Here is a 20,225-nt window from a genome sequence, read left to right as displayed (position 1 = left end):
ACCATTATGGATATTGGAAATGCAAGAAATGCGGGAGGGTAAAAGAATGAAAAAACTAATTAAAGCCTTGCTACTGACATTTTTCGTGGCGTCAGGAATAATGCTAGTCGGTTGCAGTAAGCAAGAACGAAAAGTTGAAGAAAAGAAACAAGTACGACTAGAACTAGTTACCCTGGTTCCAATTGGTGATAGCGACTATCCGGCACAGCTAGTAAAGGATAGCGAGACAGGCATAGAATATTTTATCTATAAAGATTCTATGACACCTAGATTGTACAATAATCACCTATACTACAAAGGGGAATGAATGAAGTTAGTTAAAGAGTTATTTCCATTTGTTATAGGAACTGCAATTGGTCAATCAGGTTCTTCATTTCTAACTTGGTCTTTTAGAAATCCTAAAATTATATGGTGGCAAAAAATATTGTTAATACCAATAACTTTGCTATTGATGGGACTAGCACTATGGGTGACATTTTTAATAATATGAAAGTAACAGGGATTAAATGGCAAAAACATTAGAAACAAAAAAGTGTGAGAAAGCACTATGGGGCTACTCGCAGAATATGGGAACATTTGGGTGCTTTGAGGTCAAGATAGGTTTTGATATTAAAAACATTGAAATAGTTGACTACATAACGATAAATACAAAAAGTGAAATAAGAGCATATGAAATAAAAGTAAGTGAGAATGACTTTAACTCAAGTGCTAAATTATCGTTTGTAGGTGATTATAATTACATGGTTATGCCTAAAGAACTTTTTGAAAAACTAAGAGATAAGAAAAATGAAAAGTTATCAAGATTAATGTTTAGTGGCGTAGGTTTCTTGACAGTTGATGAACGTGGTGCAATAGGATTGGTTAGAAAACCTAATAAAAAAATGATTTACATTGAAGACAAAATAAAAATACAGAGTAGTATTTTAAGGTCATTATCAAGAGAAGTAAAAAAAGCATATAAGCAAAATCCTTATTGGGAGGAGATAAAGAATGATTGAAATATCAAACTGATACATACTCAGCTAGAGTCAGAAACGTTGACGGAAATAAACTAGCTGTGGAGATAAATGAACAGATTAACCTTGAACGCCTTAAAACTATATATGATGGCTATGTTGGTCCACGAGAGGTAGAGATAAGATTTACTGACCCTAGAAAGTTCACTAAACAACAGAGATACTTCTTCTTTGCTCTAGTGAATGATATTAATACGTTTACTGGACAGCCAAGAGATGACTTAAAAGAGATGTTCTACTTTCAGTATGAACAGGAAACTGGAAGAGAAATAAGCTTGAAAGATACATCTAATGCAAGTGTCTCTGATGTTGTAGTGTTAACTGATTTAGTAATTGACTTTATATTCGAGAATGACATACCGTTTAAAGATGGATATGAGATATTACCAGGACATATTGATTATTATTTCTACAAATGTGTGATGAATCGAGTATGTTGCATCTGTGGTAAGCATAATGCAGACATAGACCATTTCAGTAAGACAGTTGGAATGGGTAATAATCGAGATAAAGTAGATGGAGAAAAATACGACTACGCTGCACTATGTAGAGAACATCATACAATTAAACATTCAATGCCACTTTGGGAGTTCAAAGATAGATATAAAGTAAAAGGCGTTAGATTAACGCAAGAAGAAATCGAGAAGATAAGAAAGGTAAGTTATGAGTAAATTTAAAGTTGGAGATATTGTTAAATTCAAAAAAAACTGGATTGGTGGAAAAGTAGGAAAAGGATCTATCGGAATTATTACAAAATTAAACTTAGTTCTTGCCGAGAATGTCATAGTCTATCATTCTTCTGAAATATCATCTTTAGATGTTTATGAAGGAGATTTAGAATTAGTAAAGAAAAATAATCCGGTTAAACCAAAAATCGTTGTGCCAAAATGGTTTGACCAGTGGTATAAAAATATACGACAACAAGGTCAAAATGTTATTTTCCAAATATCAAATTTTGAATCATATTTCACAGGTATATTTTTAGAAGATGAAGATAAATGGAATTGGATTTATAAGAACGCAGAAAGCATTATCCGTATAATTCTTGGAGACCTTGAGTATGAGGTGGAGAAAGAGATTAGGTGGACTGTGGAAGCAACTGATGAAGAAGAAGTTGTTTGGAGAACGAAAAAATTAGGTGCTTTTGACCGTATAGGATTCAAGCCGTGGGTGACAGAAGAAAATTGCTATAAATGGAACACGGAAGAAGAAGCTAACGAATACATACGTGTAAACAAAATTGAGGGTGCTGAAGCTGTGCTCGTGGAGGTGTGATGTTTAAAATAATTATTGGAATAGTATTAGTCGCTGTCGTGATTTATTACGGTAGTAAGTAGGAAAGGAGGGGTGATGGAGGAATTAGAATTTGACGATAAAGCAGCAGCAAAAGAAGCTAAAAGAATTCTATTGAGCTATCCTAAAATAAAAAGGAGATACAAAAATCTAGCTCCTTCAATACAGTCTCCATCCTGGTCAGATGAAAAAACCAGTGGTGGATTCAAAAATAATGTCAATTATGAAAAATGGATTGAAATGGGAATAGAGGTTGAAGAGATAGAGTACGGTGTAGATAAAGTATTGGGTTTCAGTATTGATTGGTACGATATACTCCATTACAGATATATAAAAACCGGCAATCAATTCAGTCAAGCTCACTATGCAAAAAAAGCACAGTATGAAAAGACTCAATACTATGAAAATCTAAATATGGCATTTATGGCATTTGCTGAAGTATATAAAAAAGGTAAGATTTATAAAGATTTGTAAAAACCGGAAAAATAGCGGAATTTTAACGGAAAAAGAACGGAAAAATATCAAGAATTTGATGATATTATAGTATTATAGAAAATCGAAGTTAAGAAAACGACAACCTACAACTTCAAAGAAGAGCTTATGCTTCGGTTTATATTAGAAAGTCTAGTTAAAGCTAGGCTTTTTGTGTTGAAAGGAATTAATAATGGATATTCAGAAAATGAAATTAGCAGATTTGAAACCTGCAAAATATAATCCTCGTATTGAATTAGTTCCTGGTATGGAAGAATATGAGAAATTAAAAAAATCTATTGAGGAATTTGGTTTTGTAGACCCTCCCATTTATAATAAGCAAACCGGAAACCTAGTTGGTGGACATCAAAGGGTATCTGTGGCTAAAAGCTTGGGGTTGTATGACGAGATAGAAGTATCCATAGTAGATTTACCCCTGGAAAAAGAAAAAGCCCTTAACGTGGCCTTAAATAAGATATCTGGTGATTGGGAAAATGATAAGTTGAAAGAGTTACTTGATTCATTAAGTGATGATGATTTTGAACTTACAGGATTTTCAGAAGAAGAATTTGAAGAGTTATTAAGTAATTTAGATGAAGTGGAAACATTAGCTGATAAAGTTAAGAACAATCCAATTGATTCAAATTTATTTGATACTTTTTTATTTCCTCCGTTCTCATATTTAGATACTAAGACCAAGCGCTGGATTGATAGAAAAAGAATGTGGAAGTCTCTAGGCATTAAAAGTGAGGTAGGTCGTGAAGATAACCTAGTATTTAGTGAGAACCTAAAGGCGACTGGTTTAGAAGGAACATCAATATTTGACCCAGTGTTATGTGAACTAGGATATCTTTGGTTTACTCCAGGGGAAGGTAGTAAAATATTTGACCCATTTGCTGGTGGCTCAGTACGTGGAGTAGTAGCAAGCAAACTTGGCCATGAATATACAGGAATTGACCTAAGGTCAGAACAAGTAGATGCGAATTATAACAATGCTAAAGAAATGGGCATTGATAATATCAACTGGTACTGTGATGATAGTAAAAATATGAATAAATACATTGAAGATGGGACGCAGGACTTAGTGTTTACGTGTCCACCTTACTTTGATTTAGAAGTTTATTCAGACAATGAAGCTGATATCAGTAATATGGAATATGATCAATTTGTAGAAATTTATACAGATATTCTAATTAAAGCAGCAAAGAAGTTGAAAAATAATAGATTTGCAGTGGTAACAATATCAGATGTAAGAGATAGTAAAGGTTTTTATCGTGATTTAACAGGAGTTACAAAAAGAGCCTTCGCTAAAGAAGGACTGTATTTCTACAATGATATGATTTTACTCAACACTGCAGGTTCGGCTGCATTAAGAGCTAGAAGGTCAATGAACAATCGAAAAGTAGTTAGGATACATCAGAATGTATTAGTATTTTACAAAGGTGATCCAAAAGAAATAAGTAATCAATTTGGAGTGTTAGAAACATCAGAAGATGAACTGGAAAATCTGCTGTTATCGCTGGAGCATTCGGAATAGATAGGTTATGCTTGCTGTGAGGTGAAGATAATGAATAATAAAGAATTAAAAATTAAAGCAGAACAAGCAAGAAGTTTATACAGAAGTAACTTAATAACACGCGCAGAAGCAATTAATATGATTGAACCATTTGTGGTAGCATTTAATGTAAAATCTAAAGAGATTGCGAAGAAGTATAATCAACGTCCTAAAGCTATTAGCGTAGCATCATTTTTAAGATAAAGAAAAAGCCGAGTGCGACTAACACTCGACCTGTTCAACGAAGGGTATAACCCAACGAAGACGTAGAAGCTGGCATGCATGCTCAAAACGAAGTTCTACGTCTTTTAGCATTATAAACTAATGCGAGGTTATATACAATATGGATATCGAAGATTATGAATTAGAACGTGCGATAGAAAAGAAAAATCTCATTGATGAGAACAACAAGATTATCCGTACAGCTAAAGCTCAATGGCTATCTAATTTCAAAGATGGCAAGATAAAATTAACAACAGTTAAAGATTTGAAAGATTTAATTGAAATAGAAATGCACTTAAAGAATATGAAGTGAAAATAAGAAAACAAACACAGATTAGGAGGTGGTGTTTAGTGAATGGCTAGAAGTAGAAATCCAAAACGAGATGAAGCTTATAAAATATGGATTGAATCTAATAAAAGTAAGCTTTTAAAAGACATTGCTATTGAATTAAATGTATCACCTTCTACTATCAGAAAGTGGAAATCTGAGGATAAATGGGACGAAGAAACGAAACGGAGCGCTCCGAATGAAAAAGAGCGTTACGAAACGTTAAAGGGTAACGCAAATGCTCAAGGTAATAAAGGTGGTGCCCCTCCGGTAAGAAACAAAAACGCTCTTAAAACTGGAGAGTTTGAAACTATTTACTTCGATATGTTAGAAGATGATGAGAAAGAGATTGTTGCTTCAATTAGCAATGATCCTTTTTCTATTCTAAATGAGACTCTCACGCTCGAAAGAGTTAGACAACGTAGGATGCTTAAACGTATTAAGAACTTAGAAAGAAATCTTAGCGTTGAAGAGGTGACGATACTATCTCAATTGAGGAAGAAGAAAGAACCGGTAGAAGTTAATGGAGAAATAGTCAGAAAAGAAGTTGAAAAGCTTGTTGATGTTCAGGTTGAAAGAAAGCAATTTAGCAACGTAGACAAGATACTTGAGCATGAAGATGCGCTTACTCGTATTAATACCCAAATAACTAAGACTATTAAACAAATGAATGACTTAGTTATGAATGAACAGAAATCACAACTAGTAGATGCACAGATAGAAAAAATTAAACTATCAAATAATTCAACTGACAACAATAGTGGCAAGGTAGTATTTTTAGATTCAGAAGATGAAATGCTGAAATATATGGAGGAACATCCGGAAGATTATGAAAACATTAATCAATAATCCTGTTAGGACAATTAATCCTGTATTTTATCCAGTTTGGACGAGTAAGAAAACTAATAACATTTTAAAAGGTGGGCGTTCCTCTACTAAATCATCTGTAATTAGTACCAAACTAGTTGCAAAGAAAATGAAGTATCCGGAGTCTAATGCTATTGCATTTAGACAGGTTGCTAATACACTTAATAAATCCGTTTATTCTCAGATAACTTGGGCACTTCACGAAGCAGGAGTAGCAGATCAATTTATATTTAAAAAGAATCCCCTTGAAATCATTCATAAAAAATGGGGGACTGGTTTCTATTTCAGTGGTGCTGATGACCCTGAAAAATTAAAATCTTTGAAGATACCAATTGGGTTTGTTTCTGACTTATGGTTTGAAGAAATGGATAGTTTTTCTGGTGAAGAGGCGATAGATAAGATTCAAGATACATTTATTCGTAATGATTTACCTTATGGACTTAATGTCACTACGTGGGGAAGTTATAACCCACCTAGAAACCCATATTTGTGGATTAATGACTACATAGAAAAGCATAGAAATGATGATGATTTTTTAATACATCATTCAACGTACTTAGACGACAAACTTGGATATAATTCAGAACAAATTCTTAGGAAAATAGAGAAGTACAAAGAAAATGATTTTGATTATTACAGGTGGATGTATTTAGGTGAAGTAATTGGAATGGGAACGAATGTATACAATGCAGAACTATTTCAAGAACTTGATGAGTTACCTTCAGGAGAATATGTAGTCGGCTTATATTATGGCATTGATAGTGGACATCAAGTATCTGCAACCTCATGTGTCTGTGTTGGATATACGAATAAAAGAAATGTAGTTCTACTAGATATGTACTATTATTCGCCAGCTGGAAAATCGATTAAAAAAGCTCCTAGTGAATTATCCAAAGAACTTAATGACTTTATCAAACGTACATCTATGGAATGGAAAGCACCTATTGTTTTTCGTGTGATTGATAGTGCTGAAGGAGCTTTAAGAAATCAGTATTACTTGGACTTTAAGATTAGATTAGAGCCTGTTAATAAATTAAAGAACGTAACTATGATTGACTTTGTGCAAGACTTACTTGCTCAAGGTCGTTTTTATTACTTGAAAAAGAAATCAACTGAGATATTTGTTGATGAACATAGGAAATACATGTGGGATGAAAAAACTTTAAATAGCGATGATCCTAAAGTGTTGAAAGTAGATGATCACTCAGTTGATGCTTTTAAATATCTAGTGATAACTGCAGCGAAGAAATGGAATTTGAAAGTTTAAGGAGGTGATTTGTTGGGACTTATTCAGTCTATTAAAAATTTCTTCAAGAAAGGAGGATATATGTTAGAAGGCAATAGCTCATTGAATAGTATTTTTGATCACCCTAAAGTTAACGTCGATTCTAGAGACTACGAGCGTATAAGGGAGTCTTTAAAGTATTATGAAGGTAATTATCCAAAAGTAATTTACAAGAACAGTAATGGCCGTGAAATTAGTCGTGTGTACTCAACTATCAACATGATGAAAAAAGTTGCCAATCAATACTCAACAGTAGTATTTAACGAGCAGTGTGAAATAAGTGTTGATGGTCCAGCATCTGATTTTATAAAGAAAGTCATTGAACATAATGATTTAAAGAAAAACTTTAGCAAGTACTTAGAGCCAATGTTTGCTCTTGGTGGTTTAGCTTGTAGACCATATTATGACTCTACATCTGAACAGATTGAGTTTTCGTGGGCGTTAGCGAATGCATTTTATCCGTTAAGAAGTAATACAAATAACATAAGCGAGTGTGTAATACCTTTTAAAACTACTACATCAAATGGTAGTGAAACTATATACTACACCTTACTTGAATTTCATGAGTGGAAGAGAGATTCAAATGGCAAATCTATTTATATTATTTCTAATGAATTATATAAGTCTAAGGATTCAAGCATTATCGGAAGTCGAACACCTTTAAATGAGCTATATGATGACCTGCAAGAGACAGTTGCATTTAATGGTTTATCAAGACCCTTATTTACTTATTTAAAACCTAGTGGGTTTAATAATATTAATCCTTATAGTCCTTTAGGTATTGGTGTTTGTGATAACTGCAAAGACACATTAGATAGGATTAACAAATCTTATGATGAATTTGATCAAGAAATCAGAACAGGTAAGCGCAGAATAGCAGTTAGTGAAATGCTATTAAATTCAGCTGATGAAAATGGTCAAGTAAAACTATTCTTTGATAATGATGAGGATCTTTTTCAACTTATTCCTGGTTCAAATATGGATGATTATACAATTAAAGATTTAACTTCTGATATTCGTACTGAGAGCTATATCTCTTCAATAAATCATCACTTAAAAACATTAGAAATGGAGACTAGTCTATCTAGTGGAACATTCACGTTTGATATGAACGGTGTTAGAAGTACAAAGACAGCTACTGAGGTTGTTAGTGAAAACTCTCAAACTTATCAAACGAGGTCAATGCAAATAACTGAAGTAGAAAAGTTCTTGAAAGAATTAATTATCAGTGTTTGTGAATTAGGTAAAGCATTAGATATTTACGACGGTGATATACCTGAAAACGAAGATATTGGAATTGACTTTCAAGATGGTGCTTTCCAAGATAAACCGGCTCAGCTTGAATATTATTTAAGATTATTTAGTTCTGGCTTGATTCCAGGTGAAATGATACTAGAGAATGTTTTAGAGCTACCTGAAGAAGAAGCTAAGATGGTATATTCAGAGGCGTTAAGACAGGTGGCTACAAGAGCAACAGGTATATTTAACTCTCAAGGACTTGATGAGGAAATGGAGTGATGAATTATGGCAATCACTCAAAGACAATTAGATATTAGGTCTTCATATATTCAAGACTCTTATATGGCTTTAGAAGACGAGCTTATGAAACAATTGATAGAGAGGCTAACATCTAAAACCTATGTTGAATTAACTCAAGATACTGTTTTACAGTGGCAAATTGAGAAACTTCAACAACTCGGAATGCTAAATCTTGAAACAATATCTGATATAGCTAAGAAAAATATTAATCTATCTGAAGAGCAACTGAAAAAACTAATTGTTGATGATGGATATGAAATAAACAGTCAAGCCAATCAAGAAATGGCTAATTTAATGAATGCAACACCAGTCCCATGGACAGAACTTGATCAAGTTTTAAATCAATATTTTGAAAGTCAATGGTTAGGTTTAGATAATCATATTAATCAGACGCTATTAACTACTAATTATCAAAATTCTTGGATGGTTAAAAAGTATCAACAAGTATTAAATGATGTAGTAGCAAAATCTTTAACAGGTTTCATAACGCCACAGCAAGCTCTAAAACAATCAATATATGAATTAGTTAGTAAAGGTATTGAAACTGATTTAATCGACCGTGGTGGTAATCCATGGAGTCTGGAACGATACGTAAGAACAGTATTACAAGCAACAACCAATCGAGTCTATAATGATTTGAGATTGGAACGTGGTAAAGAATACGGTATAGTTACTGCTTTAATGAGTACTCATATGGCAGCTCGTGAACAGTGCTCTCATATACAAGGCGGTTGGGTGTTGTTAGTTCCAACATATGAAGCTCCGGAAGAATTTCAATATATTAAATCTATCTATGATTATGGGTTTGGCGAGCCGTCTGGCACACGAGGAATAAACTGTAAACATAGATTTTATTTAGCAGTCCCTGGTGTTAATACTAACAATATGCCTAAACCTCCTAGTCCTGAAGAAGCACAAAAGAATGCTGAAATTGTTGCTAAGCAACGCAGGTTAGAAGTATCAATTAGAGATGCTAAGAAGAAACTAAAAGCTGCAGAATTAATGGATGATAAGGTTAACATTGATAGATTTTCTAATTTAATAAGAAAACGTCAATCTGCATTAAGAATTCATATTAAAGACAATGATAAATTACTTCATAGAGATTATATTCGTGAAAAAATTTATAGTGGTAGTGATAGGGCTTCTAAAGACATCAAATTAGAAAAATTTAAGGATAAACAAAAGTATCAAGATATTCGCTCAATACTTGGTGATAGAGCTCCTAAAACTTTTGATGATTATCGAAAGTTAAGGTATAATGACGATAAAGAAGCATGGAATAAACTGAAAGATAACGTTTATGTAACAGAGCGTTTAAATAATGGAACTTATGGAAATATAATTAATCCAGAAAAACAAACACCCCATATGAAATCGACTGTTATGCCAGGTAAAAGTTATTTTAATGATGATGTTGATGTACAAGCTATTTTTAATAAGTATGCAGGTACTGGAATTGTTGAAAGATCATGGGATGGTAGACGTTTAAACACAGAAATAATAACAGCAAACGATTATATTGGAATTGCAGTAAACGAACATGGTAGTAAACAAACTAATGTGTTCAAAATTCATCATTCTAAGAAAAGAACTCACATTGTTCCAATTAGTAAGGGAGGTTTGTAGTGGATTTAGTAAACTATTTAGGAAAGAGAATTCAAATTACTTTGGTTAACGGTCATAAATTAATAGGAGTATGTAATACATTTTCAGGCAAAGCAGATACAGAAAATGGTTTATATGATGAAATTACTATTAAAACTAATGAGTATCCTTATGTTGGCGTGAATGAAAGCGAAATAAGAAAAATAGATATAGTAGATTAATAATTGAGGATATTATATGGAACAGTTATTTAGTTGTAGCCTTTGTGGTGGTTTAACTCTCTTGATAAGGAAAACAGATAAACTTGACAAAGGTGTTTGGCATGAATACGCTGAATGTCAGTTATGTAAAGGAAAGGTTACTTTCTTCTATAGTGACAGAGAAATAAGACGGTTGCTAAAATTACAAGAAAGTAATCCAAGTTTACACCGTGCTAAGGAAATACAACAAAAAATGGAAGTATTAAAAATTAATATTGCTAAGCACTAGTCAATCGGCTAAGTGCTTTTCTTATGCTCTGAAAGGAGGAAATGTTGAAAATAAAGATAGCTGGCTACACTATCGAGGTAGTAGAAGATGAAAATATACTAGCTAACGAATCGAGGATTGGAGAATATTCCTCTTATGAACAAAAAATAAAGTTACATCCTGGATTAACAGAACAACAAAAAAACGAGACCTTAATTCATGAAGTTCTCGAAGCAATTAATGATATTTATGAATTAGGTCTCGAACATGACGAACAACTATGCAAATTATCTGTAGCTATTCATCAAATAATTGTTGATAACAACAACATTATCTAGTGTTTAGCACTTTTATGGTTATTCAAAGTCTTACCGGCACTAGATTTTTTCGAAGCAGACTTGCTAGTTGACAATGTTTTTCCGGCTTTGCTAACAGTTTTGCTAGGCTTGCATGTTCTAGATTTTGCTATATAACTCACCTCCTTTCTAAGGAGATTATAACACAGTGAAGGGCACAAGTATGACAACTTTAAAGAAACGAAAGGTAGGTGATCAAACATCTCGTCCAGCATGACGTAAAAAGGCATTAATCATTGTAACCGTCGTGGTCGTAGCCACGTTAATAAACGAAAGGAAGACAAATGAAGAGAGAAGAACTAAAAGAATTAGGATTGACTGATGAACAGATTGAGAAAACTATGAGTCTTCATGGTAAAACTGTAAATGACTTGAATCAACAATTGCAATCTGCAGTAAGCGAACGTGATTCAGCGAATGAACAGTTGAAAACAAATCAAACTGAATTCAATGCTTTGAGAGAAAAAGCTAAAGGTAATGAAGAGTTATCAACTCAATTAGCTGAACTTCAAACAAAGTACGATCAATCAAAAACTGATTCTGAAACTAAACTAGCTGAACAAAGCAAAGATTATGCTATCAAATTAGCGCTAAAAGAAGCCAATGCACTTGATGAAAACATCATTCTTGGTCTATTAGACAAGGATACGATTAAAGTCGATGATGGCGGACTAAAAGGCTTTACAGAGCAATTGAATAGCTTGAAAGAAAGTAAATCATTCTTGTTTCAGCAAGAGCAACATGACGCAAAAAAACCTAATATTACGGTTGGAGGGAATCCTCAAGCAGGCGGTTCTCAAGATAGTTATGATTTATCAAGAATGTCTTATGAAGAAGTAGCTAGATTGAAAGCCGAACAACCAGAAACATTTAGAAATCTTACACAGTAAAGAAAGAAGGAAAATTTATGGCAAATGAATTAACAAAACTAGCAAACTTAGTTGATCCAGAAGTATTAGCTCCAATGATTTCTGCACAACTTCCAAAAGCAATCAAATTTACTGCTATTGCACCTATTGATACTACTCTTGAGGGTCAACCAGGCTCAACTATCACAGTACCAAAATATGAGTACATTGGAGATGCAACTGACGTAGCAGAAGGCGAAGCTATTGATTACTCAAAACTAACTACTAAACTTGAAAATTACACAATTAAAAAAGCTGGTAAAGGTGTGGAAATCACTGATGAATCAGTATTATCAGGTTACGGAAACCCAGTTAACGAAGCTCAAAAACAAATTCGAATGGCTATTGCTTCTAAAATTGATAATGATATTCTTGACGCAGCGAAAAAAGCTACACTCTCAGTGAGTGCTCCGATAAATATTGATATCATTGATGTTCTCGAAAATACTTTTGTTGATGCGCCAGATAACTTTGAAGATATTGATACTACGGGTGTCTTGTTTTTATCTTACAAAGATGCAGCCAAACTACGTAAAGAAGCAGCTGAAAATTGGACTCGTGCATCACAATTAGGAGATAATATCTTAATGAAAGGTGCGTTCGGTGAAGTACTGGGTTGGGAAATAGTTCGTTCACAAAAAATTGATGATGGTACAGGAATTGCTGTTAAGAGTGGTGCGTTAAAAACTTTCCTAAAACGTGGGTTACTTGCTGAAACAGGTCGAGATATGGACCATAAATTTACTAAATTTAATGCAGATCAACACTATTCAGTGGCAATCGTAGACGAGTCACGTATCGTTAAAATCGGTTCATCAGTTCCTAAAGGATAAGAGGTAAGTAAATGCCAAAATATAAAGTAAGGAAAAAATTTCAAGATATTCATACGAATGAAATTTACGAAGTAGGTCAAGAAATTGATATTTTAGTAAAAAGAGCCGAAGAAGTTGAAAACAACTTAGATGGCTCTTTTTTAGAGAGAATTATTGATAAAAAAGAAGAAGCTGACGAAAGTTAGCTTCTTTAGGAGGTGCAATGAGCTATTTAACTCACGAAGAATATAAAGAATTTGGATATTCAGACATTGACGATTCTGAATTCTCAAAGTTAATAACAAAGGCTTCAGATTTTTTAGATATACAAACTCGAAATTACTATATTAATCATAGTCTTAAAGATGATATAGAATTTCGTAAGCTTAAATTTAAGAAAGCTATTGCTTTGCAAATTGAATACATGTATCAGAGTGGTGCCAGTAGTTCATATGATATCAACACACCTCAATCTTGGACTATTGGGAGAACAAGCGTTTCCGAGTCCTCTAGGTACTCTAGTAATGGCAAGAATGAAACTCCTAGTATTGTATCTGAAGATGCTATAAGTATGCTGTCAGGTACAGGACTATTGTACAGAGGATTGAGGTAGTTGAATGAGAATTAAATTACCACCTAAACAAGCTTTTCCACACAGTATTACAATAAAGCAACTTGATGATACTGATATATGGGATAAAGATAGCTACAAAGAAGAAATAATTTTGAATACTGTTAGATTTGATGAAGGATACAATTTTAGACGACAAGGGGTGAACTCCACTGAAGAAATGCCAAATTCATTGATAACAATGTTTAAAAAGTACAATTCCAACATGCCAACATTTAGCACTAAAGACATTGTGAATTGGAGAAATAGAGAGTACGCAATCGTGACTGTGATTCCTTACTACCTAGATTCAAGTGAAATAATTGGTTATGAGCTGGAGGTTAAATAATTAAATAATGGGTATTAATATTGACATGAAAGGAGTATATGATAAACTTTCTCAATCAAATCTGACAGCCGGCAGAGTAGCATTATCTAATCAAGCTTATTCAGATATGAATGAGAATTTTGTACCTTTTAAAGATGGCGGACTACGTGGCATGAGTGGAATTTCTAAAAATGGTGAACAACTTTTTTGGAATTCTGTTTATGCTAGAAAACATTTCTATAATGATTTTAGTCCAAATTATTCTACTCCAGGAACTGGACCACATTGGGATGATAAAGCATCAAATGTTTTCATGAGCGACTGGATAAAAGCATATGTGAAAGGAGCTGATTTAGAATAGATTTCATACATCAGTTAGTTACAAATATTAATGAAAACGCAGAATTACCTTTGAAATCAATTATTGGATATCTAAAACCTCAAGAATCTCTTGTGTGTTATCCCCTTGTAGGTAGCAAAGTAATTAAAGCGTACTATGATGATTCTAAAGATCGTGAAATTAACTTAGAATTCGCTATGAAGTCTGATGACCAGAAAAGAATTCATGAGACCTTATGGAAACTACAAAACTATTTAGAAGAATTAGAAGAATTAATCAGTGATGATAGTTCTTTTTCTTTTGATGGTATCAATATTACTAATACGCCTTTCGTCAATCAAATTGATGACAAAGGTAATTACATATTTATGTTAGATATTAAAGCTAAAATAACAACTTATAAAAAGGAGAAAAATTAATGAGACAAAAAAATGCGATTCGCAAGCACTTTATTGCACCGATTCCTAAGGATGGTTCAAAACCTAAGGAAGCTGATTATATGAGGCTTGCTAAATGGATTTCTACAGTTTCAGATGATACAGATGAACAAACAGATGATACTGGATACTATGACGGTGACGGAACGGCAGAAACAACAGTTACTGGTGTTTCTGGTGCTTATGGCTTCGAAGGTAGTCATGATCCAGAAGATAAGGCACAAGCCTATATTGCTGGGCTAAAATGGAAAATTGGAGAAGAAAGAAAAGTTTATCATAAAATTGTTTCGTCTGATGGAAAAAAACAATGGATTGGTAAAGCTACAGTTTCAGCAATTATAGCAGGTGCTGGGGATGCAACTGAATATGAAGATTTCAGCTGTACAATTACGTTTAATGAAATCCCTCAAGAAAGTGCAGTAACCCCAGTTGGTTAATTAACTCAAGGAGCTAATATAGCTCCTTTATTTTTTGGAGAAAGAATATGACTAAAGAATTAATTTTAAACGTACAACGCTCAGGACTACCAATAAAAATTTCAGGAATGGAATTCTTCTTTGAATCTTCAGTTGAGTCAATTGAAAGATATCAAGAAACTCATGATGAAATAATGGCAAGCCTAGATAATATCGAACCTGCTTCCTCAAAGAATGCTGATGGTATCGAAGCAATAAAAGAAGCATTGACAGTTGCATTTGATTCATTCTTAGGGAAAGGAGCTTTTGAAACACTTTACAAAAAGTTCCCAGACGTGCTAGCTCTTGTTGATGTATTTCTAGCAGTTGTAGAAGGAATTGACGAGTATGTAAAAGAATTTGCAGCAAAACAATTTGATGGTTCAAAAGCAATTATGAAAGAGTATGAGGAGAAGAAAAAGCAAATCAAGATGAGGAAATAGCACATGAAATTAAATGATTTATTAGTTAATTCTATCGTTTTTGATGGTATTTTATACGACTTGGACCTTAGCTTTAATAATGTTCTTGATGTTCTAGAAATACTAAATAATAAATCTCTTTTAAAAGAATTAAAACTAAGTATGATAGTTAAACTCTTGATAGGCTCTAATGAACTTGAATATGGAGATAAACTATTGCTTTGGAAAGAGATATTTGAAAAGTATATTAATAAATCTTCTAAAGAACCTGTTGAACTTGATTTGGATGGTAATCCAATGCCTATAAAAGATAGTGAGCAACTTAAAAGTGAGAAACCTATTGATTTAACTGAAGATGCAAGTTATATATATGCTTCATTCAGACAGATTGGTATAAATCTATTTGATGAACAAGGGAAGATGCATTGGGAAGAGTTTCAAGCTATCCTAGAAGCTTTGCCAGATGATACTATCATTCAAAAAATTATCAAAATAAGGCTATGGAAACCTCGTAAAGGTGAGACCTCAGAATATAAAGCTCAAATGAGGGAGTTGCAAAAAAAATATAGGCTTACAAGCTAGAAAGGAGATATATGGCTGATGGAAGAATAACAATTGATATTGAGATTGATGGCAAACCAGTTAAAGTTGTAGTGAACGAACTAAAAAGTTTAGAAACTACCGCTAAGACAAGCTCTAGTGGAATTGAAACTGTTGGAAAATCATTAAACGATATTGATAGTAAATCTGTAAAAAAAGTTGGCAGTGATTTAAAGGAATTAGATAGCTCTAGTAAAAATAGTGCTAGTGAACTTAAAGTATTAGCTTCAAACATTACTGATATTAACGGCAAATCTTTAGTTTCAACTTCTAACTCAATGGAAGAACTATCAACTAACAGTAAGCAATCTACAAATAGCATTAGGCTTTTTTCAGATTCTCTTGCTGATATCAATGGAAAGTCAATTGATTTAGTTTCTTCTGACTTATCAGATTTAAGCTCCACAGCGCAAAAAAGCTCAGATTCTTTGAAAGGTATTCAAGATAGTGCAGAAGGTATAAACCCTAAGCCTCTTTCTGATACAAATGAAGAAACAAGGAAAATACCTGATAGTGCTAATAAAGCTTCTAGTAGTATTAAAGATATTGCAATGGCCATGGGTCTTGTAAAGGTTGCTTCTATAGCTATAAGCGCTTTGAATCAATCAATGGATGCTGCAATTAGTAGGTTTGATACTTTTCAAAGATTTCCTAAAGTTATGGACTCCTTTGGATACAGCACATCTCAAGCAAAAGAAGCTCAGGATAAACTATCTTCAGGAATTGATGGATTACCTACCAGACTAGATGAAGTGGTAAATACGTCAATGAAATTGACTACTATGACTGGTAATCTTGATAGGTCTACGAATGCTACTCTTGCACTAAATAATGCTTTTCTAGCAAGTGGTTCATCAACTGCCGATGCTGCACGTGGAACTGATCAATATGTTCAAATGCTTTCTAAAGGTGAAGTTGATTTGCAAAGTTGGAAAACCTTACAGGAAACAATGCCGGTGGGACTGCAAAAGACGGCTGAAGCCATGGGTTTCACAGGGACGGCTGCTCAGAGAGATTTATACTCTGCCCTTAAAGAAGGGGATGTTACTTTTCGAGAATTTGAAGATAACCTTATTAAGTTAGGTATTGGAACTGGTGATTTAGCTAATCTTGCAAAAATTAACAGTGAAGGTATGGCAACTTCGTTTGGAAATTTAAGAAATGCAGTATCAAAAGGTGTGGCAAATCTTTTAACTGACATTAATAATCTTTCAAAAGCAGTAACAGGAAAAAGTATTGCTCAAAACCTAGACGGATTGAAAGTAATAATAAATTCAACTTTTAAAGTAGTCGGCGTAGGTATAAGAGCTACTGAACCTCTTTTAAAAGTATTTATAGGAACTGTTAATACTTTAATAACTACTGGAAAAACTTTATCACCTGTACTTATTGGGCTTGGTACTGCATTTCTAGCTTTAAAAGTTATTAACTCTACAACCTCAATGCTTAATAATGCAACACAAGCAATTAATGTAGCTAAAGCATCTAGTTCTGCATTTGGAATAGTAATCAAAGGACAAACTGCTGCAACTATTGCAGATACAGTAGCTACTAAAGGGAGTACAAGCGCAAGATTAGCTGAAGTAGGAGTAGTTAAGCTAAGCACTGCCTTACTTGGTGTACTTACAGGTTCTTTATCAGTTTCAACCGTTGCAACCACTGTAATGACTACAGCCACTACAGCTCTAGGCGTGGCAGTAAAAACTATGACTGGTGGAGTCAGAATAGCAATTGCAGCAATCGGAGTTTTAGTTACTGCTGGAGTTTCTCTTTACAAATGGTTTAATCGAACTACTGAAGAAGGTAAAAAGTTAAATGGTGAAGTTAGTGAATTATCTTCAAGTACGGATAAACTTACTGATTCAGTTAAAAATAACTCAGCTTCAAGAAAAGATGAAATTAAACATAATGAATCGGTAGTTGAAACTTACAAGAAGATGACTGATGAAATTGGTAATCTTGCTAGTAAAGAGAACAAATCAGCTGCAGAAAAAAAACTTCTTAAAGATAATGTAGAAGCTCTTAACAAACAGTACGAAGGACTAAATCTTGTTTATGATGACGAAAGCAGAAAACTTTCAATGAGTACTGCACAGATTAAAGAAAAGATTGATGCATATTCAGGTATTGATAAAGCAACTCAACTCCAAGAACAATTAATTCAAGCTCAAACTGAAGAAATTGAAGTAGGAAAAAAACTTGAAGAGAATAAAAACCTACGTGCTGAGTGGAATACTAAACTAGAAGAAGGCACAATAACAACTCGAGAGCATAAAAAGGCAATTGAAGAACTTGACGAAAAGGAAACGTCTCTAAAAGAAACTGCTTCAAATCTAAAAGTAGAAACTGGTGAACTTGCTGAGGCTCAAAAAGTTGCAGCAGAACAAGCAACTCAAGCAGTTGAAGAAGGAGCTACGAAGCAAGTAATTACTTATGAAGGTTTGAATGAAGCTCAAAAAGCAGCAGTTGATGGTATGAAAGAGACTTGGAGTTCATACGCTGATAGCGCAACTAATATGTTTGATACCTTATCTGATAAACAAGAGATGTCTGTTTCTCAAATGCAAGCGAATTTAGAAGAAAATCAGCGTGTTGTAGGCGAATGGGGAAATAATATTGCAGAACTTGCTAAACGTGGAGTCGATCAAGGGTTGCTGAATACTCTCAGAGAAGCAGGTCCACAATCGGCAGGTTATGTTGCAGCTATTGTTAATTCTTCTGATGAAGAGCTTCAACAATTGAGTTCAACGTTTGCAAATGGAGGTAAAACTGCAACCGATGCACTGGGGAAAGCTATGGGAATAGAACAGAGTAATATTCCAGCTGAAATTCAGAACATGATTGGTGGTACAAAACTAAGTTTAAAAAATAAAATTAGTGAAGCAAACTTTGGAGAACTTGGGAAAAATGTTGGTGACGGCCTTGCTCAAGGTATAACTCAAAATTCAGAGACTGCTAGTAAAGCAAGTAAAGATATGGCAGATAAAGTATCTAATAGTGCTAAAGATGCTCTTCAAGTTCATTCACCATCAAGAGTTTTTGATGAAATTGGAGGATTTGTTGTTGCCGGTTTAGTTCAAGGTATAGAGAATAAAAAAGAAGCCTTGACAGCTGTTATGGATTCTTTAAAAACTACTTTAACTGAGCCATTCAAAGATATATCAGTAAATTCTGCTACTTCAATGGAACCGTTTATTAATGGTATTAAAACCGGAATGGATATAGCAAGAAACTCTGTAAGTTCTAACCTTGAACTAATCAAACAAGATTTTAACAATTTTAATCTTTCATTAACTGGATTGTCGTTGACAGCCATGACAGGGTTCAATTCTACACTTCAAACTGGAATGACAACTTCAAGTTCAATAATTCAAAGCGGCATTACATTTTTACAATCTTCATTTAATTTATTGCCAAATATTGCAAATCAATCAATGCTTGCGTTTGTAGCTAGTATTTCTTTAGGAATGGCAACCGGTGCTTCAACTATTAATGCCGGTGCTTCAACTATTAACTCTTCTTTTGTTAACTTGCAAACTACAATTAAAACTTCGAGTTCGGTATCAATGACAGGCTTTGTAAGTAATTTACAGTCTGGAATGAATAGTGGTAATAATATTGTTTCTACAAATACTCAAGCGATAACTAAACAAGTTGATAATTTAGGTAAAAACATTGAAAATTCTTCTAAAAATTCAATGAATAATATGGTTCAAACTATTAATGCGGGAAGTGTCCACGTATTAAGTACAGTTACTTCAATGGTTAACAATTCAACAGACTCTGTAAATACACTGCAAGATAAATTTTATCAGTCTGGTCAATATGCATCACAAGGTCTAGCAAACGGGATTGATGCTGGAGCTAGCTATGCAATAGCATCAGCACGATCGTTAGCTGATGCAGTATCTGAAACATTAAAAGATGCTATGGATATACATTCACCTTCGCGGAGAATGCGTGATGAAATAGGTAGGTATATCCCCAGAGGGATTGCTGCTGGTATTGATGAAGATGCATATACCGTTGAAAACTCCCTCAAATCAATATCAAATGATTTGCTGAAACCATTTAATCCAAACTTTAAATTTGGAGTTTCTGGAACAAGTTCATCAAGTCAAAATGATAATTCGCCAAATAGTTCATCAAATAATGCAGAGGTAGTTGCGCTTCTAAATAGACAAAATGAACTACTTAGTAGAATTCTAGCTAAAGATTCTTCGTTAATTGTTGACGGTGAAGTACTTGCAAATATTGTCAATGAGAATAATGCTATTAATGATTCAATTAAGAAATTTTAGAAAG

Annotated in this window: 27 protein-coding genes; all 27 read left to right on the top strand. The window is 33.6% G+C overall.

What is annotated here, in order from left to right:
* Positions 1–46 precede the first annotated feature (46 nt).
* The 27 genes from BG261_RS07680 to BG261_RS07555 all read left to right on the top strand — a co-directional run bounded on the left by BG261_RS07680 (position 47) and on the right by BG261_RS07555 (position 20,221).
* Entirely contained in the window at positions 47–307 is a 261-nt protein-coding gene (locus BG261_RS07680) for a hypothetical protein (protein WP_070792771.1), read from the top strand.
* A complete protein-coding gene (locus BG261_RS07675; RefSeq protein WP_070792770.1) occupies positions 308–490 on the top strand; it encodes a hypothetical protein in 183 nt (60 codons plus the stop codon).
* 16 nt (positions 491–506) lie between these two features.
* Positions 507–998, top strand: a complete 492-nt coding sequence (locus BG261_RS07670; protein ID WP_070792769.1) for a hypothetical protein — start codon at positions 507–509, stop codon at positions 996–998.
* Positions 995–1,687, top strand: coding sequence for a putative HNHc nuclease (locus tag BG261_RS07665; RefSeq protein WP_070792768.1), 693 nt, complete (start codon positions 995–997; stop codon positions 1,685–1,687). Before BG261_RS07670 ends, BG261_RS07665 begins: the two co-directional genes overlap by 4 nt.
* A complete protein-coding gene (locus BG261_RS07660) occupies positions 1,680–2,291 on the top strand; it encodes a hypothetical protein (RefSeq protein WP_070792767.1) in 612 nt (203 codons plus the stop codon). Before BG261_RS07665 ends, BG261_RS07660 begins: the two co-directional genes overlap by 8 nt.
* Positions 2,292–2,366: 75 nt before the next feature.
* Entirely contained in the window at positions 2,367–2,783 is a 417-nt protein-coding gene (locus BG261_RS07655; RefSeq protein WP_070792766.1) for an ArpU family phage packaging/lysis transcriptional regulator, read from the top strand.
* A 190-nt stretch (positions 2,784–2,973) separates the two neighbouring features.
* Entirely contained in the window at positions 2,974–4,317 is a 1,344-nt protein-coding gene (locus tag BG261_RS07650; protein ID WP_070792765.1) for a ParB N-terminal domain-containing protein, read from the top strand.
* A gap of 30 nt (positions 4,318–4,347) precedes the next feature.
* Positions 4,348–4,539 (top strand): hypothetical protein, encoded by a 192-nt coding sequence (locus BG261_RS07645; protein ID WP_070792764.1) that lies wholly within the window; start codon positions 4,348–4,350, stop codon positions 4,537–4,539.
* 139 nt (positions 4,540–4,678) lie between these two features.
* Positions 4,679–4,870, top strand: a complete 192-nt coding sequence (locus tag BG261_RS07640; protein WP_070792763.1) for a hypothetical protein — start codon at positions 4,679–4,681, stop codon at positions 4,868–4,870.
* 42 nt (positions 4,871–4,912) lie between these two features.
* On the top strand, positions 4,913–5,734 hold the full coding sequence (gene terS, locus BG261_RS07635; protein WP_070792762.1) for a phage terminase small subunit: 822 nt from the start codon (positions 4,913–4,915) through the stop codon (positions 5,732–5,734).
* Complete coding sequence (locus BG261_RS07630) at positions 5,715–7,019, top strand: PBSX family phage terminase large subunit (protein ID WP_070792761.1); 1,305 nt, start codon at positions 5,715–5,717, stop codon at positions 7,017–7,019. The genes terS and BG261_RS07630 overlap by 20 nt, the downstream gene beginning before the upstream one ends.
* Positions 7,020–7,079: 60 nt before the next feature.
* A complete protein-coding gene (locus BG261_RS07625) occupies positions 7,080–8,555 on the top strand; it encodes a phage portal protein (protein ID WP_070792826.1) in 1,476 nt (491 codons plus the stop codon).
* A gap of 6 nt (positions 8,556–8,561) precedes the next feature.
* Positions 8,562–10,205: a phage minor capsid protein gene (locus BG261_RS07620; RefSeq protein ID WP_070792760.1), complete on the top strand. Its 1,644-nt coding sequence runs from the start codon at positions 8,562–8,564 to the stop codon at positions 10,203–10,205.
* Complete coding sequence (locus BG261_RS07615) at positions 10,205–10,405, top strand: hypothetical protein (protein ID WP_070792759.1); 201 nt, start codon at positions 10,205–10,207, stop codon at positions 10,403–10,405. The genes BG261_RS07620 and BG261_RS07615 overlap by 1 nt, the downstream gene beginning before the upstream one ends.
* Positions 10,406–10,421: 16 nt before the next feature.
* Positions 10,422–10,673: a hypothetical protein gene (locus tag BG261_RS07610; RefSeq protein ID WP_070792758.1), complete on the top strand. Its 252-nt coding sequence runs from the start codon at positions 10,422–10,424 to the stop codon at positions 10,671–10,673.
* 44 nt (positions 10,674–10,717) lie between these two features.
* Entirely contained in the window at positions 10,718–10,990 is a 273-nt protein-coding gene (locus tag BG261_RS07605) for a hypothetical protein (RefSeq protein WP_206598619.1), read from the top strand.
* Positions 10,991–11,292: 302 nt separating this feature from the next.
* The gene (locus BG261_RS07600; RefSeq protein ID WP_070792756.1) at positions 11,293–11,898 is read left to right on the top strand and encodes a phage scaffolding protein; all 606 of its coding nucleotides are present in this window, start codon (positions 11,293–11,295) and stop codon (positions 11,896–11,898) included.
* A 17-nt stretch (positions 11,899–11,915) separates the two neighbouring features.
* A complete protein-coding gene (locus tag BG261_RS07595; protein ID WP_070792755.1) occupies positions 11,916–12,749 on the top strand; it encodes a N4-gp56 family major capsid protein in 834 nt (277 codons plus the stop codon).
* Positions 12,750–12,760: 11 nt separating this feature from the next.
* Positions 12,761–12,934 carry a hypothetical protein gene (locus tag BG261_RS11545; RefSeq protein WP_164496961.1) on the top strand — a complete coding sequence of 58 codons (174 nt, stop codon included), beginning with the start codon at positions 12,761–12,763 and terminating at the stop codon, positions 12,932–12,934.
* Positions 12,935–12,951: 17 nt separating this feature from the next.
* Positions 12,952–13,341 carry a head-tail connector protein gene (locus BG261_RS07590; RefSeq protein ID WP_070792754.1) on the top strand — a complete coding sequence of 130 codons (390 nt, stop codon included), beginning with the start codon at positions 12,952–12,954 and terminating at the stop codon, positions 13,339–13,341.
* A gap of 4 nt (positions 13,342–13,345) precedes the next feature.
* On the top strand, positions 13,346–13,687 hold the full coding sequence (locus BG261_RS07585) for a putative minor capsid protein (protein WP_070792753.1): 342 nt from the start codon (positions 13,346–13,348) through the stop codon (positions 13,685–13,687).
* 7 nt (positions 13,688–13,694) lie between these two features.
* Complete coding sequence (locus BG261_RS07580; protein WP_070792752.1) at positions 13,695–14,027, top strand: minor capsid protein; 333 nt, start codon at positions 13,695–13,697, stop codon at positions 14,025–14,027.
* Between the two features lie 50 nt (positions 14,028–14,077).
* Complete coding sequence (locus tag BG261_RS07575) at positions 14,078–14,425, top strand: phage tail terminator protein (RefSeq protein ID WP_267887306.1); 348 nt, start codon at positions 14,078–14,080, stop codon at positions 14,423–14,425.
* Entirely contained in the window at positions 14,425–14,880 is a 456-nt protein-coding gene (locus BG261_RS07570; protein WP_070792750.1) for a phage tail tube protein, read from the top strand. Before BG261_RS07575 ends, BG261_RS07570 begins: the two co-directional genes overlap by 1 nt.
* A gap of 47 nt (positions 14,881–14,927) precedes the next feature.
* On the top strand, positions 14,928–15,341 hold the full coding sequence (locus BG261_RS07565) for a DUF6673 family protein (protein WP_070792749.1): 414 nt from the start codon (positions 14,928–14,930) through the stop codon (positions 15,339–15,341).
* A gap of 3 nt (positions 15,342–15,344) precedes the next feature.
* A complete protein-coding gene (locus BG261_RS07560) occupies positions 15,345–15,902 on the top strand; it encodes a Gp15 family bacteriophage protein (protein ID WP_070792748.1) in 558 nt (185 codons plus the stop codon).
* Positions 15,903–15,913: 11 nt separating this feature from the next.
* Positions 15,914–20,221, top strand: coding sequence for a tape measure protein (locus BG261_RS07555; protein ID WP_070792747.1), 4,308 nt, complete (start codon positions 15,914–15,916; stop codon positions 20,219–20,221).
* Positions 20,222–20,225 lie beyond the last annotated feature (4 nt).

The sequence above is a fragment of the Floricoccus tropicus genome (assembly GCF_001832905.1).
Classification (GTDB): domain Bacteria; phylum Bacillota; class Bacilli; order Lactobacillales; family Streptococcaceae; genus Floricoccus; species Floricoccus tropicus.
Note: the sequence above shows the minus strand (reverse complement) of the source record. Positions and strands in the feature narration are given on the sequence as shown.